This window comes from Marinobacter vulgaris, from assembly GCF_003344045.1.
Lineage (GTDB): Bacteria > Pseudomonadota > Gammaproteobacteria > Pseudomonadales > Oleiphilaceae > Marinobacter > Marinobacter vulgaris.
Window position 1 is genome coordinate 192,487 of record NZ_QFWX01000005.1, and the last position, 17,093, is coordinate 209,579.

The 17,093-nt window shown below is 58.3% G+C and carries 13 protein-coding genes; 10 read left to right on the forward strand and 3 right to left on the reverse strand.

Going from position 1 to position 17,093, the window contains the following annotated elements; all coding sequences use genetic code 11:
- Nucleotides 1-11 precede the first annotated feature (11 nt).
- The 6 genes from DIT71_RS12265 (at nucleotide 12) to DIT71_RS12290 (ending at nucleotide 5,054) form a co-directional block, all read left to right on the forward strand.
- The gene (locus DIT71_RS12265) at nucleotides 12-1,382 is read left to right on the forward strand and encodes an HDOD domain-containing protein (protein ID WP_114613511.1); all 1,371 of its coding nucleotides are present in this window, start codon (nucleotides 12-14) and stop codon (nucleotides 1,380-1,382) included.
- Nucleotides 1,383-1,586: 204 nt separating this feature from the next.
- Entirely contained in the window at nucleotides 1,587-2,240 is a 654-nt protein-coding gene (adk, locus tag DIT71_RS12270) for an adenylate kinase (RefSeq protein ID WP_114613512.1), read from the forward strand.
- A 4-nt stretch (nucleotides 2,241-2,244) separates the two neighbouring features.
- A complete protein-coding gene (gene tsaB / locus DIT71_RS12275) occupies nucleotides 2,245-2,940 on the forward strand; it encodes a tRNA (adenosine(37)-N6)-threonylcarbamoyltransferase complex dimerization subunit type 1 TsaB (protein WP_114613513.1) in 696 nt (231 codons plus the stop codon).
- A gap of 36 nt (nucleotides 2,941-2,976) precedes the next feature.
- Complete coding sequence (locus tag DIT71_RS12280) at nucleotides 2,977-3,774, forward strand: undecaprenyl-diphosphate phosphatase (protein ID WP_114613514.1); 798 nt, start codon at nucleotides 2,977-2,979, stop codon at nucleotides 3,772-3,774.
- Nucleotides 3,775-3,957: 183 nt separating this feature from the next.
- Complete coding sequence (locus DIT71_RS12285) at nucleotides 3,958-4,242, forward strand: hypothetical protein (protein ID WP_227538087.1); 285 nt, start codon at nucleotides 3,958-3,960, stop codon at nucleotides 4,240-4,242.
- A complete protein-coding gene (locus tag DIT71_RS12290; protein ID WP_114613516.1) occupies nucleotides 4,242-5,054 on the forward strand; it encodes a class I SAM-dependent methyltransferase in 813 nt (270 codons plus the stop codon). Before DIT71_RS12285 ends, DIT71_RS12290 begins: the two co-directional genes overlap by 1 nt.
- Before the next feature lie 20 nt (nucleotides 5,055-5,074).
- Here DIT71_RS12290 and plsB read toward each other — a convergent pair whose 3' ends face one another.
- Nucleotides 5,075-7,543: a glycerol-3-phosphate 1-O-acyltransferase PlsB gene (gene plsB / locus DIT71_RS12295; protein ID WP_114613517.1), complete on the reverse strand. Its 2,469-nt coding sequence runs from the start codon at nucleotides 7,541-7,543 to the stop codon at nucleotides 5,075-5,077.
- Between the two features lie 143 nt (nucleotides 7,544-7,686).
- On the opposite strand from plsB, the gene nudC reads away from it, so the two are divergent.
- Nucleotides 7,687-8,517: an NAD(+) diphosphatase gene (gene nudC, locus DIT71_RS12300; RefSeq protein ID WP_114613518.1), complete on the forward strand. Its 831-nt coding sequence runs from the start codon at nucleotides 7,687-7,689 to the stop codon at nucleotides 8,515-8,517.
- Complete coding sequence (gene murI / locus DIT71_RS12305; protein WP_114613519.1) at nucleotides 8,514-9,335, forward strand: glutamate racemase; 822 nt, start codon at nucleotides 8,514-8,516, stop codon at nucleotides 9,333-9,335. Before nudC ends, murI begins: the two co-directional genes overlap by 4 nt.
- Before the next feature lie 7 nt (nucleotides 9,336-9,342).
- Here murI and DIT71_RS12310 read toward each other — a convergent pair whose 3' ends face one another.
- Together DIT71_RS12310 and DIT71_RS12315 are read right to left on the reverse strand one after the other, a co-directional pair.
- Entirely contained in the window at nucleotides 9,343-11,517 is a 2,175-nt protein-coding gene (locus tag DIT71_RS12310) for a GGDEF/EAL domain-containing response regulator (RefSeq protein ID WP_114613520.1), read from the reverse strand.
- Nucleotides 11,518-11,539: 22 nt separating this feature from the next.
- Complete coding sequence (locus DIT71_RS12315) at nucleotides 11,540-13,519, reverse strand: HDOD domain-containing protein (protein WP_114613521.1); 1,980 nt, start codon at nucleotides 13,517-13,519, stop codon at nucleotides 11,540-11,542.
- A gap of 315 nt (nucleotides 13,520-13,834) precedes the next feature.
- Between DIT71_RS12315 and DIT71_RS12320 the strand changes: the two genes are divergently transcribed.
- A complete protein-coding gene (locus DIT71_RS12320; protein ID WP_114613522.1) occupies nucleotides 13,835-15,157 on the forward strand; it encodes an AAA family ATPase in 1,323 nt (440 codons plus the stop codon).
- A 236-nt stretch (nucleotides 15,158-15,393) separates the two neighbouring features.
- On the forward strand, nucleotides 15,394-16,929 hold the full coding sequence (locus DIT71_RS12325) for a fatty acyl-CoA reductase (protein ID WP_114613523.1): 1,536 nt from the start codon (nucleotides 15,394-15,396) through the stop codon (nucleotides 16,927-16,929).
- Nucleotides 16,930-17,093 lie beyond the last annotated feature (164 nt).

Below are 17,093 nucleotides of genomic sequence, written 5' to 3' on the forward strand. Positions count from 1 at the left end.
GGAGTAAGGCCGTGGCGTTAGCGGCAAGACTGGAGGGTTTTCTGAATCGCAGGGGAATCGCCTACCGGGAACTGGCAATCGACCAGGTGCTTAATTTCGATGCCGCTGTCATGGCTTCAGGCCGACCGCAGGATGAGTTCATCCGGGCCACGCCGCTTATCGACATCAATGGCGTCGTCATGGCCGTTCACGGTTACAACACCAGCCTGGATATGGATCTGGTTCATAAGCTTACCGGCCGGCGCCTGCAACCGTTGACCGCACGCCAGTCGGCGCGCCTGTTTGCAGATTGCGATCCGGGTTTTCAGCCCCCAGTCGGGGGCGCCTATGACATAGCGGTACTGGTGGACGACGATGTTCTGGGTTTTCCCCGCACGCTGATGTGTAGCGGTAGCGACCACACTCTTCTGGAGCTGGACCGTACCTCACTGGCGAGAGCACTGGCTGATGCGACCCCCGGACACCTGGTGATCCGCGGACAGAGCAATGGCGAGCGTGACGCGCTGACGCTGGAAGAGGTGGCAGATAAACTCCAGAAACTGTATCGGCTGCCGCCCATGCCGGCTCTGGCCCTGCGTATTCTCAGGCTGACTGCCAACACCGAAGCCACCGCCAGGGAACTGGCAGAGCTGATTGAGTTTGATCCCAGCCTCACGGCGCAGATCATGCGCTACGCCCGTTCCGCACTTTTCAACTATCCCGGCCAGATCAACTCTGTTCAGGAAGCGGTCACCCGTGTTCTTGGCTTCGATCGTGTCGCCCACATAGCCCTGGGTATTGCCTCGGTGCGTGCCTTTGAGGTGCCCCGTCAGGGTATGCTGGGGATGGATCAGTTCTGGCGGCACTCTCTCTACTGCGCCTTTCTTTGTCAGCGGATGGCACTGAAATGTCATGCTGACAAGGGGCTGGCTTATCTTTGCGGTTTGTTGCACAACTTCGGTCTGCTGCTGATCGGTCACCTGTTTCCACAGGAGTTCAAGGAGCTGAACACCCTTCGCGAAGCCAATCCCGAGGCAAGCATGCATTCGCTGGAGCAGCAGGTGTTCGGTGCTGACGACAACCAGCAGATGCTGGCGGTTGGCCATGGCGCCATAGGGGGCATACTGCATCGGCTGTGGGAGTTGCCGGATCCGGTCGTCAAGGCTGCCGGTATGCATCAGCATCAGGGGTATCAGGGTGAGCATGAAAGCTATGTACTCATGGTTCAGCTTGCCAACGGTTTACTCAAGCAGAAGGGGATCGGGGATGAGTTCAATCCGGACGACCTGAGGGCGCTGGCACAGCCTCTCGGTCTTTCGGACGCCGACCTTGCCGTGCTCGGTAAGGAGATCGACGAAGTTTCCGGGGATCTGGACGCATTGGCGCTTTCGCTGTCATCCTGATGCCCACATAATTGCACAGGACAAGCTGATGTGACCTTTTGGTGCATGCGACGGAGGTCCACTTTCTCTGAGGTAGTTGAGTTCGTATAATGCGCCCGTATTGGCATGGCTTTTCGGGCTGTGGCCGGCGAGAGGTTGTCGCAAAGCCGCAGAGTTTTGCCGCAGCTTTTCAAATGATAATGACTACAATGGGAGCACAGCGTTATGAGAATCATCATGTTAGGCGCGCCAGGCGCGGGCAAGGGAACTCAGGCCCAGTTCATAACCGAGCGGTTTGGCATTCCCCAGATTTCTACCGGCGATATGTTGCGTGCAGCGGTCAAGGCCGAGTCGGAGCTTGGTAAGCAGGTCAAGCAAGTGATGGCCTCTGGTGGCTTGGTGTCTGATGACATCATCATTGCGCTGATTGAAGAGCGGGTAAAACAGCCGGACTGCAAGAACGGCTTTTTGCTGGATGGTTTCCCCCGCACAATCCCGCAGGCCGAAGCACTGAAAAACCAGGGAATCGACATCGACTACGTGGTTGAGATTGCGGTGGAAGATGAGGAAATCGTCAGTCGTTTGTCCGGTCGTCGCGTCCACGAGGGTAGTGGTCGCATCTATCATGTAAAGTATGACCCGCCCAAAACCGAAGGCAAAGATGACGTAACCGGTGAACCACTTGTTCAACGCGAGGACGATCAGGAAGAAACGGTTCGCAAGCGCCTGGAGATCTACCACGAGCAGACTGCTCCACTGATCAACTACTATCAGGAATGGGCAAAGAAAGACCCGGCCTCTGCCCCGAAATACGTGCGTGTTGAAGGTGTGGGCGGCCTGGACGACATCCGCGACCAGATCCTTACGAAATTGAAGTAACAGCGTGAAACTACTGGCACTGGATACTTCATCCGAGGGCTGCTCGGCAGCCCTGCTCGTGGATGGCAGCGTTACCGAGCGGTTTGAGTTTGCTCCCCGGGGACATACCCGGTTGCTGATGCCGATGGTCCGCGAGCTTCTCGCAGAGCAGGGGATGATGCCGGCGCAGCTGGATGCACTGGCGTTTGCCTGTGGTCCGGGGTCATTTACCGGTCTTCGTATTGCCACGGGTGTTGTTCAGGGGCTGGCGTATGGACTCGACGTGCCCGTTGTTCCCGTGTCGTCACTGGCAGCAGTTGCTGCTGATGCCATTTTCCGCTCCTCCCTCGCGGAAGGCGATGGCATCGCTGTGGCCTTCGACGCCCGCATGGGTGAGGTCTACTGGGGCTGCTATGTGTGCCGGGATGGCCAGCCGGAGCTGGTTGGTGACGAGCGGGTATGTGCGCCGGAATCGGTTGCCCTGGCGCCCCCAGTGACCCGCTGGTTCGGTGCCGGTCAGGGCTGGGAGTTACAGGACCGCTTTCCGGCCGCCGTTACCGGTGCCATGACAACGATCGACCTATCTCTGGTTCCCAGGGCCTCCCGGGTGGCTGAAATAGCTGCCTCTGCCTTCCGTGAAGGTGCGGGAGTGTCCGCCGCACAGGCCCAGCCCGTTTATATTCGTGACGAAGTGGCCTGGAAGAAACTCCCGGGCCGCTGATAACCTCCTCTCTGCTACCATCCGGAAACATTGCCCATGGAATTGTGGCACATTGTCGTATTGGCTGTTATTCAGGGCCTGACGGAATTTCTTCCGATCAGCAGCTCTGCCCACCTGATTCTGCCGTCACAGGTTCTGGGCTGGCCTGACCAGGGTCTCGCTTTTGACGTGGCCGTTCATGTCGGCACCCTCGCAGCGGTGGTCTGGTATTTTCGCCAGGAGGTCTTCAGGCTCTCTGTTGCCTGGGCAGGAGACACGGCCCGTGGTCGAGTTGGGCAGGATAGCGGACTCGCCTGGGCGGTGATCGCAGGCACTATTCCGGCCGGCCTGGCCGGGCTTCTGCTCAATGACTTCATCGAGTCCTCCCTGCGCTCGGGTCTTGTCATTGCCGCCTCCACCATTGGTTTTGGCCTGGTCCTCTGGTGGTCGGATGCGGTGGGGCGTCGCGCCCGCGAATTGCCGTCCCTGACCATGAAAGACGCAGTGATTATCGGATTGGCCCAGGCCCTGGCCCTGATCCCTGGCACCTCCCGTTCAGGTATAACCATCACCGCCGCACTGTTCCTGGGCTTTGGTCGCGAGGCAGCGGCCCGGTTCTCCTTCCTGCTCTCAATCCCGCTTATCCTTGCCGCCGGTCTGCTGAAAACCCTCGAACTGATAGAGCAGGGTGGCGCGACCGACTGGGCGGCCATCGCCATGGGCGCGGCACTGTCATTTGTCAGTGCCGTTATCTGTATCCATCTGTTTCTGAAGTTCCTTGAGCGGCTGGGCCTCATGCCGTTCGTGATCTATCGGATGGTGCTGGGTGCGTTGCTGATCGTCATGCTTTGGTAACTTTGCTGGGGTGGCGGGCAGAGCAAAATGTGAGCAGCCAGCTTTTAAAAGCGGCATAAATCTTCCATAATCCGAAACAGTTCCTTCAGAATCTGTGGGCCTTAAATGATTGGTGGTGTTAATCCTAATAGCGGTCTTCCCTTCCAGTCCGGCAATAACAGCCCGGTCAGGGAGCGCAGCGATGTGGCACGGGCACCCGCAACGGCACCGGATAACAACCGCGATGCGGTCCGGCGGGATCTGACCGACACCCGCTCCCGCAATGCCGAAGAGCGGCCGATACCCTCGTCCGAGTCTCTTGAGCGTCGCATTGAAGCGCGCCAGGCGGCCGAAGATTTACGGCTTGAGCGCTTCCGCGCTGACGAAGTCTCTCTCAATGCCTCACGGGCCCTGTCAACGTTTGCCGATGTGGCCGCCCGGGGCGATGCCTCAGATAACGGCCTGTACGGCATTGATATTCTGGTTTGATGTCTCCGCAAAACAACGCTCACGGACTTGCCGTTGCCTGCAGCCCCCTGGGTGATGCCCTTGCCGCACGAATGCTGGCCGAACAGCTGGAGGTGCCTTTCCTGGGTACGGTGCGCCCCCGTGATGTGCGGGAATATCCGGTTCTCCTGTTTGCTGATGAAAACGGTCTGGGCCTGCAAGTGACCGGTAAGGGCGCCCCGGGCCCGGTCAGGGCAGAGTTTGTAACGGGCAAGGCGGGGTACCGCAGAGATCATGGAGGTGGCACTGGCCAGATGGTCGCAAAGGCTGTGGGCTTGCAGAAAACCCGGCAGTCGCTTCGTGTTGTTGATGCCACCGCAGGCTTGGGTCAGGACGCGTTTGTGCTGGCTTCCCTGGGCTGCCAGGTTACGCTTTTCGAGCGCTCACCGGTGGTACATGCTCTGCTCAGTGATGGTCTTGCCAGGGCCGCCCTGAATGAGCAGAGCGCGCCGTTGGCTGCGCGCATGTCATTGCAGCCCGGCAACAGTATTGACTGGCTGAGGCGGGCCGGAGAAGATGCCGCGGATGTCATTTACCTGGACCCGATGTTCCCCCACCGGGAAAAGTCAGCCCTGGTAAAAAAGGAAATGCAGGTCTTCCGTACCGTGGTGGGGGATGACGACGATTCACCCGAGCTACTGGCCGCAGCCCTGGCTGTGGCAACCTACCGCGTGGTCGTCAAGCGCCCTCGCAAGGCCGAGTCAGTCAGTGGCCCGGAGCCTGCCACCCGCATCGAGGGTAAGAGCAGCCGCTACGATATCTATCCAATCAGGGCGTTACCCACAGGCTCATAAAGCGGACAATGCCGGGACATTCAGGCCCCCAACATGGTTACCTGCTGGATGGCCTGGCGTTTTTCCACGCTCAGAACCAGTCGGGCATCTTCTGCGACCTCATCCAGGCCCTCGCTGTAACACAGCAGGCCATTCTCATCGGTGCTGACCACGCCGTTCTCCTGCATATTGGCAATAAAGTTGCGGAACAGGGTTTTGTCGAAAAATTCCGGAGCATTGAGACCAAACAGGATGGACATGCGTTCAGCCAGCAGTGTGCTCTGCTCCTCCAGTTCACCGGCGGTAATTTTCCCCGACCCGTACTTGCGCAGAATGCCAATGGAAATGTGGTAGCGCTCAAGCGTCTGGATTATGAATCGTGAGAGCATCCGTAAACGCAGCATGGCCTCGGTGCCCTCCTCGGGGCGGCTGATTCTTTCATCCTCCTCTTCTAGGAGCAGGCCCCTGGATATCAGTACATCGATCCACTGGTTGATGACCCCGGCAATGTCATCCGGGTGATATTTCAGAAACAGTTCCGACTTCAGGTAGGGATAGGCAACACCGGCGAGGAATTTGATCCTGTCCCTGCTCAGTGACGGCTTGTTCTCGAAAAGACTGGCGATCAGTGACGGCAGCGCAAACAGGTGCTGGATGTTGTTACGGTAATAGGTCATCAGTATGGCGTTAGTGCCTTCAAGGGCAATAATATCGCCAAGCTGCTGGGGCTGGCGGGTGATCAGCCCCATGCTTTCACAGTAGGCGACCCAGTCTCTGCCACTGCCCTCCGGAAGGGTAATGGTTTCCGCGTAAGGGAAAGCCTTCAGCAGATCGGCGTACTGATCCATCAGACGTATCAACTGGCCCTCATCCATGGCAAGGCGTTCGGTGCCCAGTAGAGCCGTGGCGGTAATGCCAATGGGGTTGACGGCCACGGCGGCGTTAATATGGGAGGCCACGCGGGTGGCAAGGTCAGACACGGCGCGATTCAGCCATTTTGGGCGGTAATCGGAATCGTAGGCCTGCTCTCGCCAGCTGGGCTGGGCCTCATCCAGTACATCGGCGAGCGGTATGGCCTCACCGAAGTTAACCGCCACCCTGCCGAAAGAGTTGCTCAGCTTGCGGACCGTCTTGGCCAGGGCAAACACGCTTTCCTTCTGTTTTTTCTTGCCCCGCAACTCGCCAAGGTAGGAACGACCTTCCATCACCTTTTCATACCCGATGTAGACTGGCACGAACACGATTGGCTTGCGGTGGTCACGGAGAAAGCTGCGAACGGTCATGGACAGCATGCCCGGGCGCGGTTGCAGCATCCGGCCGGTGCGGCTGCGCCCACCCTCCACAAAGTACTCAACGGAGTAGCCCCGGGAAAACATCACGTGCATGTATTCGTTGAATACCGTGGCGTAAAGCGGGTTGTCACGGAAGCTCCTGCGCATGAAAAACGCACCGCCACGGCGCAGAACAGGTCCGACCAGGGGCATGTTCAGATTGATGCCCGCGGCGATATGCGGAGGCATCAGGCCGTTTTTATAGAGCACGTAGGACAACAGCAGGTAATCAATATGGGAGCGATGGCAGGGTACATAGACCACTGCATTATCCTGGGCCACTTCCTTGGCCACCTGGATGTTGTTGATGGAAATGCCGTTATAGAGACGGTTCCACAGCCAGGACAGCAACACTTCCATCACGCGGATGGTGACAACGGACATGTTTGCTGCAATCTCATCCGCGTACTTGTAGGCTTTGGCGCGGACTTTTGCCGGAGGGATGTCGTCCTTGCGGGCGGTTTCGCGGATGGCTTCCTTGACGGCCTGGGTACGTATCAGGCCACCGACCAGCGTGCGGCGATGGGACAGGTCGGGGCCCAGGACAGCCTGGCGCACACGGCGGAAATGGGTGCGAAGAATACGGGCCAGCTTGCGGTTGGCGCGTTCTTCACTGTGACGGTATTCGTCAATAACCTGTTTCAGCGACAGGGGCTGGTTAAACTGTACGTAAGTGCTGCGCCCATGCACCAGGATAATCAGAAACTTCTGCAATCGGCCGGCGACAGACCAGGTGTCCGAGAGGACCAGCTTGACCAGCGACCTTTCCTTGTCGGGTGAGCGCCCCCAGAACAGTGATACCGGCACTATCTGCACGTCCTGCTCGGGATGTTCCAGGCCGTGGCGGACCAGCGCCCGGAACTCGCTGGTGGGAACGGGTGTCCGGCGCCGCCGGAACAGGCCGCCGATCCTGCGGTAGAGAAAGAAAAACGAATGGTTTGGCCCGTTTTTCACCGGCAGGGAGGATTCGGCACCGGGCAGACCTGCGTTCAGGACCTCCTGTTCCAGTACCAGACGGCTGGAGAGTGAGCTGTACTGCAGCACATAACAAACCGGTTTTTCCGGGTCCAGTCCCAGGGTTTCCGTGCTGTTGCCGCTTACATCCGTCCGGACCCACAAAAAAAGGATTTTCCGGAAAAGGGTCAGGAACAGGCTGCGAAGGCCCAGGAAAAAACGCATACACGGTCGCTCCGGTTCTCAGAAAGAGGCGCTAAGTTTACTTGGTTGCGCACGGTGCCGAAAGACATGGTGTCGTTCAGTTGTGTTGTGTCGGTGTGGTACATTTTCAGTTCTGACTTCATCATAGCTGCAGGATCCGGATTATGGCGATATGGACACCCGGTTGGTCGAACAAAGCTCCCCAGGAGCATGATCTTGTACTGACCATTGCCGGTGATGCTGTTCTCAAACCGGATATCGGGTGGCTGAATCAATGGCGAGCGGTGTCCCCATTTGCCAAGGCCGAACCTGATGCGGTTTATGTGGGCCAATGGGACGGTCAGGCCGTCTACGTTGCCGAGGCTGATGCTGATGCTGATGCTCTTCCGGGCGCGCCCGAGCCTGTACCGTTGCGAGACGCACTGCTGATGATGGAAGATGCGCCGGCAGACATGTTGAGCACGGCCTTCCAGGTTCACCACTGGTGGCGGGATCACCGGTTCTGTGGCCGCTGTGGCGGGGCTACCGGCTTGCACCCACTGGAGCGTGCAAAATGGTGCGAGGCCTGTAGCATTCCCTGGTATCCGCGGCTGGCACCCTGCGTGATTGTTGTCATCCGCCGGGATGATCGTATGCTTCTGGCCCGTTCATCACGGGTGAAACGCCACTTTTTCAGCCTGATTGCAGGTTTTGTCGAGCCGGGTGAAAACATTGAAGCGGCGGTGGCAAGAGAGGTGAAAGAGGAGACTGGTCTGGATGTCAGCGGTGTTCGTTACCAGGCCTCCCAGCCATGGCCGTTTCCCCATCAGCTGATGCTGGGCTTCTTTGCCGACTATGCCGGCGGAAACCTGACACTGCAGGAAGACGAAATCGCCGAGGCAGACTGGTTCCGGCCGGGGGAGTTGCCCCCTGTCCCGCCTTCGACCACGATTGCCGGCCAGTTGATTGACGCCATGGTGCGGGAAATCAGTGGTGAGGAGGGAGCGCAAGCGTGACAACCCCGAGGGTGCTGGTTTTTGATTCCGGTGTGGGTGGTCTGAGCGTTGCGGCCTGTATCCATCGGCAGTTGCCCGCCGTGAAACTACTTTACCTGGCCGATAATGCCGGCTTCCCCTATGGTAATCAGGCGGAGGCGGTGGTGATTGAGCGCAGCCAGTCGCTGATTGCAGCCGCACTCGAGCAATTTCCCTGTGACCTCATTGTTGTAGCCTGCAATACCGCAAGTACGGTGGTGCTTCCCCATGTGCGGGAAATGACCTCGATCCCGGTTATCGGTGTGGTCCCCGCGATCAAGCCGGCCGTCGCGATGTCGGTCAATCGTCGCATTGGCCTATTGGCAACGCCGGCTACGGTGCGGCGTCCCTACCTTACCGACCTGATCCGCGATTTTGCCGATGGCTGCATCGTTGAGCGCGTCGGGCATCCGGATCTGGTCCACTGGATCGAGCGGCTGGTGACCGGCACGCCGATACCTGAGGCGCTGCTATCCGGGGCGTTGCAGCCATTTCGCGATGCCGGCGTGGATACAGTGGTGCTGGGCTGTACCCATTACCCCCTGATCGGTGAACTGTTGAGGCAGCATCTGCCTGGGGTGAAATACTGGGTGGACTCTGGTGACGCCATCGCCCGTCGCACGGCCTGGCTGCTTGAACAGCAGGGGTGTAACCACGATAAGCTGACTCATCCGTTTAATGCCGCGCCCTTTGATGCGGCCCTGTTTACGGGAGAGGCGCCCGCCGGGCTCGGTGCGTTCCTGGCCCGGCTGGGCCTGGGTGACGCCAGAATTATCGGACATTGGGCTGCAGCGGTGTGAGGATAGGTCAGTACGCAACAGCGCGGGCAGTAACCTGGCCGAGGGTTTTCTCGATCACATCAGCCGGCCGTGCCGGGCCATAGAAGAAACCCTGAACCTGATGGCAGCCAAGGCTTTTGAGGTAGGCCAGTTGTTCGTCGGTTTCAACGCCTTCCGCCACGATTTCCAGTTTCAGGCCGTGGGCCATGGCAACGATGGCGTTGACGATGCAGGCACCTTCCTCGCCCCTGCGGATGGCCTTGACGAAGGACTGGTCCACTTTCAGCGTGTGGATGGGCAAGCGGTGGATGTAGTTGAGAGAGGAATAGCCGGTGCCGAAATCATCGATGGCTATCCTGATGCCAAACGCTGCCAGTTCACGGAGTTTTTTACTGATCTGCTCAAGATCGTTCATGATCACGTTTTCTGTGATCTCGATCTCGAGATTTTGCGGCGGAAACCCATGAGCGTGGATCTGATCCATCAGGGTTTCCACAAACCGGGGATGCTCAACCTGCACCGGTGACAGATTGACCGCCAGTCGCAGATTACTGTGCCCGTTGCGGATCCATTCCCCCACATCACGGCAGGCCTGGTCCAGCACGCATTCGCTGAGCTTGGCGATCAATTTGGTCTCTTCCGCCAGGGGCAGGAAGTCCCGGGGATACAGCAGGCCCCGCTCGGGATGTTGCCAGCGCACAAGGGCCTCCAGGCCCACTATCCGGTTGCTGGTCGAGCAGACCTGGGGTTGGTAGAACACCCTTAGCTCGTCTCTTTCCAGCGCCAGCCTCAGATCCCGCTCCAGGTTCAGGCGGTTGGCAGTGTCGATGCTCATGCTCTCGGAGTAGAATCGATACCCGTCCTTTCCGCGAGCCTTGACATGGTACATGGCGATGTCGGCATTCTGGATCAGGTGATCCATCGATTCACCCGCCTCCGGATAGATGGCAATGCCGATACTGACCCCTACGAACACTTCGTGATCACCGAGCTGGAACGGCGCCCGCAGGGCCGTGATCAGTTTCTTTGAAATCTGCCGTGCATCCTCATGGCTGTGAATAGAGGGCAGCAGCAGGGTGAACTCATCACCGCCAAAGCGGGAGAGAGTGTCACCCTTGCGGAGGCAGCGTTCCAGCCTCTGGGTAACCGCCTGCAGCAAACGGTCGCCCATGGCATGGCCAAGAGTGTCGTTGATGACCTTGAAGCGGTCCAGGTCGAGGAACATAACCGCCAGTTTCTGCTCGCTGCGGCGGGCGTGGGTAATGGCCAGATCAAGACGGTCCTTGAACAGGGCACGGTTGGGCAGCCGGGTCAGCAGGTCGTGATAGGCCTGGAAGTTGATAAAGGCCTCTGCTTCCTTGCGCTCGGTAACGTCGCGGGCAGTGCCGTAATAGCGGGCCTCCCGGCCACCATGTTTGCCAACGTCGTCCTTGGAGTGGGGCCAGGTTGCCGGATCGATGGGGAATGCCGTGATTTCGAAATGCCGGTTGGCCTTCCGGCTCCCCCGGGTTTTCAGCCTCAGTTCAAGGGTGCGGGGGTTGTCCGCGGAAATGTTCGGGCCCTTGAGCGCATAGGTGCCCCGGGCAATGTCCCGGTCATCGAGGATATGACGAAAGTGGCGGCCGAACAGCTCATCCGGCTGATAGCCTAGCAGGCTCTCGATCTTGCTGTTCACAAAACAGAAATGGCCATTGCCATCAAGCATGAAAACAATATCCGGAGAACTGTTGACGATGTAACGGTGCAGTTCCTCCGACTTCTCCAGTCGCATGCGCACGTGCTCGTGGGCGCGAATCAACGAACGTTTGCCAAGCACGCTGTTAACGGTCGTTAGCAGCTCTTCCGGGTCGAAAGGTTTACGGATATAGTCGAGGGCGCCTCTGCGCAGGGCCCGGCTGACGGAGCTGAATGAGCTTTCCCCGCTGACCACGATAACGCCGCAGTCCGGCTGCCGCGATGACAACCGTTCCATGACATCGAATCCGTCCACATCCGGCATCCTCAGATCCAGCATTGCCAGATCAAAGGATTGCGTTTCCAGCACACGGTAGGCCATGCGGCCACCTTCCGCCTCGGTGACGTCATAGCCCTTGCCTTTGAGCAGTGATGCCAGACTGGATAACAGTCTCGGGTCGTCATCCACGACAAGAACGCGTGGCGTTGCGCCGTTGCCGGAGGTCCATTCGGTGCTCGAAGGTTTCATTGTTTGCGCCCGTCGCTTTTCGTCATTCGTCATCGTTTTTGTTATTTGCCGCCGCGGGTAACAGTATCCGGAATGCTGTCCCTCCACGTCCCGTGCGGCAATTAATGATGCCCTCCATGTCATCAATGAGTTGTTTGACTACGCTGAGGCCCAGGCCACTGTGGCCCTTGCCTTTGGTGGATTGAACCGGAGAAAACAGGTTGTTGCGAACGTCGGCGGGAATTCCTTCTCCGCTATCCGCGATTTCCAGTTCAACCCAGGTTTTTCCGCCCTGCCAGACAGGGGCCAGCGTGCGGATGGATACGTTGCCACCCTCGTGCAGGCTCTCTGCCGCGTTGCGGACCAGGTTGATGACTACTTGCCGGATAATGGCACCCGGTACAGATACACTGGTCGGTTCCTCGCAAAGAACCAGCGTCAACGACTTTTCGTCGCCGCTGAAAAGGCTGTCCTCCAGCAGGTCCCGCAGTATTCGCAGTTCGTCATTCAGCTTGCACGTACCGGACAGCTCTGCTTTGCCATGGTCGGGGGCGCGGCTGATCTGCAACAGCAGATCTCCGGCCCGATCGAGCTCATCCCGGATCACGTCCAGCTCTTCCTGAACCTCGTCATCATCGAGCCGGTTTCTCAACTGATAGATATACTGCCGGATGATGGTCAGCGGATTGCTGACCTCATGTACCTGACGCCGGATGGCCTCCTGGGCCAATTCTGCCTCGATGCTGTCCTGACTGTTGTTGCTGTCAGCCAGCATGGCGGCAAGCGACAGTGACAGCTTTTCGCTGAACAGGAGTCCGATCTCTTCGGTCTGCCTGGAATTCTCGCTATCCGTGCCCACGGCAAATACCCCGGCGCACTGGTCGTGACCGTTTACGGGTATGGCGACCATGGAAGGGGTTTTCAGAAGGGATAGTAGCTGCCGGTCCAGCACCGTTGGCGAACGGTTGTCGAGGCCGAGTACACCTCCGCTGGCGAATGCCTCGGTCAGTAAGCTGGAGGCGGGCCCGCTGGCAACAGTGAAATCGGGAACGTCGCCATTGCTTGCGGACAGCAGGACAAGACCATCACCGGCCTGGCCGAAATACAGTGCTGGCAGACCGGTAATCAGCGTCAGGCTGTTCACGGTCGCGGCCAGGCACTCCTGGGCACTGCTCCTTATCGGGGCCAGTTCCAGCGCCTGGTTCGCCATGGCCTGTTTCAGTATCGTCTGCTTGAGCTTGTGGTTGGAGTGACTGGCATCGTATTCATCGGACAGGGGTATGCCCAGGGACTCGGCCACCCCGCCGACTTCCCGGTCAATGCGCCGATTGATTTCCCGTGTCAGTTCCTCGTTCAGTCCGAAAATGGTGCCGGCCGCGGCGATACCGGCCGCGTCTGACAGTGCCAGCCGCGTGGCCAGGCTGATCAGTTTGACCAGGTGGCCGGCATCGCGAATATCCGTTGGCATGGCCTGCTGGTATCGCATGGCGTCGGACGCCATGGCGCCGAGCCCCCACGAGCTGACCAGCTCAGCGGCAATGTCGGCCTGGTGGTCAAAATAATACTGGCGGATTTCCCCCGGCGGCGTCTTGAGGGCGATCAGCTCACCCACGTTATGAAGCATGCCCAGCATGAAAGCCTGGTCGGGTTCGGAGTAGCGCGTCAGCGTCGCCAGCGCCCGGGCGGTGAGCGCCGTGGTCAGGGAATGTCGCCAGAAATCCCTGAGCTGTTGCCACTGGTCTGCGGCCAGCTCATACAATATCTGGCGAAGCGCGGCTGTGAGCACCAGGGTCTGGAAACGGCGTGTGCCCAGGCGGAGCAGGGCCTGGTCTATTGACCGAATTTCACCGACCGGCCCGTAAAGCGCCGAATTGGCAAGTGCCAGCACCCGTGACACCAGCGCCGTATCAGAGGAAACAATGTCACTTATCCTGCGGTAGCTTGCGTCCTGATGACAGGCTTCCAGTGCCCTGAGGGTCACCTCCGGGAGGCTCGGTAACTGTATGTCAGGGGCAATCTGCATAAGCCTGCCTGTGTTCGATAGCTGATTAGTTGTCAGTTTCTGACAGTTTGTTCATGAAAAACATTGCGCCTGAGCATAGACAATAAGTTGCACTTGTTAAACAGTTGCTGTTCCTTTTTTAGACAGAGTATTACCCGCCTTTCGATGTGTGTAAACTTTTTACACATAAAATGTGGCCGATCATCGCAAGTTTCGGCAATTGAATGTCGCGTTTTTGGCTACAGTTACCACACCGTCCGGGTTACACTTTAAACGCTTCACAAGTTTCCCGGAATTGTGCCAGTCAACGGATCAGACAGCGCCTATCAAGAACTCATGACGGACTCCATCGCCAAGAAGCAACATCAAGCCCAACCCCGAACGCTGGCGATTACCGGTGGCAAGGGAGGTGTGGGCAAAACATCCGTTGCCCTGAACCTGTCCCTGACTCTTGCACGTGAGGGTTACAGGGTTTTGTTGCTGGACGGTGACACCGACCTTGCCAATGTCAGCATAATGCTGGGTCGCTATCCGACACGGACCCTGGCTGATGTCATGGCCGGGGACTGCAGTCTTCGCGATATCGTTATGGAGGCAGAATGGGGGCTTCACATCATCCCAGGTGCGTCCGGTGTCGAGCAGTGTGTGGAGATGCCGGCGGATGATAGCCTGCGGATACTCAAAGCTTTATCCCGGCTGGAGAAAGACTACGAGTATGTGATTATTGATACCGCATCCGGATTACAGAAAACCGGCATGCACATGATCGCTGCGGCGGAGCTGGCCTGCGTGGTGGTTACGCCCGACCCGGCCTCACTGACGGATGCCTTCTCGCTGGTAAAGTTACTGATTCGACGAGGTTATCGGCGGACCCCCAGCGTGGTGGTCAATATGGCGCAGGGCGCCAGTCAGGCCAGGTCTGTATTTCAGCGTCTGGACGGGGCCGCTCAACGCCACCTGGGGATACAGCTGCATTACCTGGGGGCTATCTGGCGGGATGAGACGCTGCGCCAGTCTGTACTGAACCAGCGCCCGGTAGCCCTGATGCCCGCGTCGGACCCCTCCTGTCGCCAGTTTCGCACCCTCTCGGACATGCTGAACGTGCGATTGCGTCAGCTTCCCGCCCGGAAGGCGGGGATTGCAGCTTACTGGCATCGGGTTTCGTCGACGCCTGCGGAACCTGCTGCTGCCACCCGGAGTAATGAGTCGGGTCCGCCACCGGCACCGGTTTCGGAATGTAAGCGACTGGTGGCGGATATCGACAGAGTGCTGGCGGGTAACGGCGATGAATCCTCGCTGCGTTATGAGGCGTTTCCCGCCCTGTTTGCACTCTTGGGGCGCACAATGGATGCCGACACCGTCGAAATCCTCAAGAGCGGCCTGGCCACTCTTGACTGGAACCGTCTGGGGAAGGCGCAGCGGGCACATCTGGCGACCCACCTTCAGCAGCTGGCCAGCCAGATTGATCCGGGCCCGGATCAGCGCGATGCTGGTTCAGGCAGCGCCCCGGCCGAAGACGCCAGAAAACAGGTCCAACCCTATTATGATCGTGTCAGCTTCGGCGATCAGAGCCGCCTGGCGAAGGCGCTCAAGGAGCTGCCCTCCGATATTTCGCTGGACCAGTTGTTGCGGTCCCTGGCAGACAGGAACGGTTCCTGACGGTTTTCGGTCTCCCTTTTTTTCCGGAAATCACCTTATTATATCGTCATTTTATTTACGCCTTTTGTGGCGTAACTTCACGGTGTGTCACCGTGCTGTAACGGTGCCTGTGGAAACATTGACCCAATATTCGGAATCGTGGCCCGCAAAATGCAAAGGTCAGGAATCTGTCATTCTTGAATTGGAAGCCGCTGCGCTTAACGGCTGCGCAGTGACCGAGAGAAGGAGTTCGCGCCATGGCAAAGCAACAAAACACCGGAACCCCGGCGTCCGTTGTTGTGGAACAATTAAGGGGTAAACACGTGCTGATTACCGGTACCACCGGTTTTCTCGGCAAGGTGGTGCTGGAAAAACTGATTCGTGCGGTACCCGACATCGGTGGCATTCATCTTCTGATCCGAGGCAACAAACGTTACCCGGATGCCCGCGAGCGCTTCCTCAATGAGATCGCCAGCTCGTCGGTATTCGCGCGTTTGCGCCATGAAGATAACGAAGCGTTCGAGCATTTTATCGAAGGCCGTGTTCACTGCATTACCGGTGAAGTCACGGAGCCACGTTTCGGCCTGTCACAGGACGGCTTCAAGGCACTTGCAGGCCGGGTGGATGCATTCATCAACTCCGCTGCCAGCGTCAACTTTCGCGAGGAGCTCGACAAGGCTCTCAAGATCAACACCCTTTGCCTGGAGAACACCGCCGCTCTGGCGCGGATGAACAAAGCGATGGCGGTCATCCAGGTTTCGACCTGTTATGTCAATGGCAAGAATTCAGGCCAAGTGACCGAGTCTGTTATCAAGCCGGCAGGCGAAGCCATTCCCCGCAGCACCGATGGTTACTACGAAATTGATGAGCTTGTGCATCTGCTGCAGGACAAGATCGCCGATGTCCGGTCCCGGTATTCCGGTAAGCTGCTCGAGAAAAAACTGGTGGACCTGGGAATTCGCGAAGCCAATATCTACGGCTGGAGTGATACCTATACCTTTACCAAATGGCTTGGCGAACAGCTGCTGATGAAAGCATTGTCCGGCAGGTCGCTCACTATCGTGCGTCCGTCCATCATCGAGAGTGCGCTGGAAGAGCCGTCACCAGGCTGGATTGAGGGCGTTAAGGTTGCCGACGCGATTATCCTGGCCTACGCCCGTGGAAAGGTGTCCCTGTTCCCGGGTAAGCGCAGTGGCATCATTGATGTCATTCCGGTGGATCTGGTTGCCAACAGCATCATTCTGTCACTGGCAGAAGCGATTGCCGAAACCGGCCAGCGCAGGATCTACCAGTGCTGCAGCGGCAGCTCCAACCCGGTTTCACTGGGCGGGTTTATCGATCATCTGATGGCGGAGGCGAAATCCAACTACGCGGATTATGGCCAGCTGTTCTATCGCCAGCCCACCAGGCCCTTCATTGCCGTAAACCGCAAACTGTTTGATGTGGTGGTGGGCGGTATGAGGTTGCCCCTGTCCATTGCCGGGAAGGCGCTGAGGCTGGCAGGCCAGAACAGGGAGCTGAAAGTTCTGAAAAACCTGGATACTACCCGGTCGCTGGCCACCATCTTCGGATTCTATACCGCGCCTGACTATATTTTCCGTAATGACCGGCTGCTGGCACTGGCGGCTCGCATGGGGGAGATGGACCGGGTCCTGTTCCCGGTGGATGCGCGCCGGATTGACTGGGAACTATACCTGCGCAAGATTCACCTTGGCGGTCTCAATCGTTACGCGCTGAAAGAGCGCAAGCTCTACAGCCTTCGCGCTGCCCAGCCCCGCAAGAAAGCAGCTTGAAACCCGAAGGATAGATAGTGGCCCTCTCCCCGGGGGCCCGCTTCACTTGTTGTTTCTGCCAGTGGGTCTATCCTTGTAAGGGCCGGCTTCAGAACAACAGGGTCACCCCTAGTAAAGTCGTCATTCTGACTAAAAGTGCTGGCGCATTAGGACGTTAGTCTAAT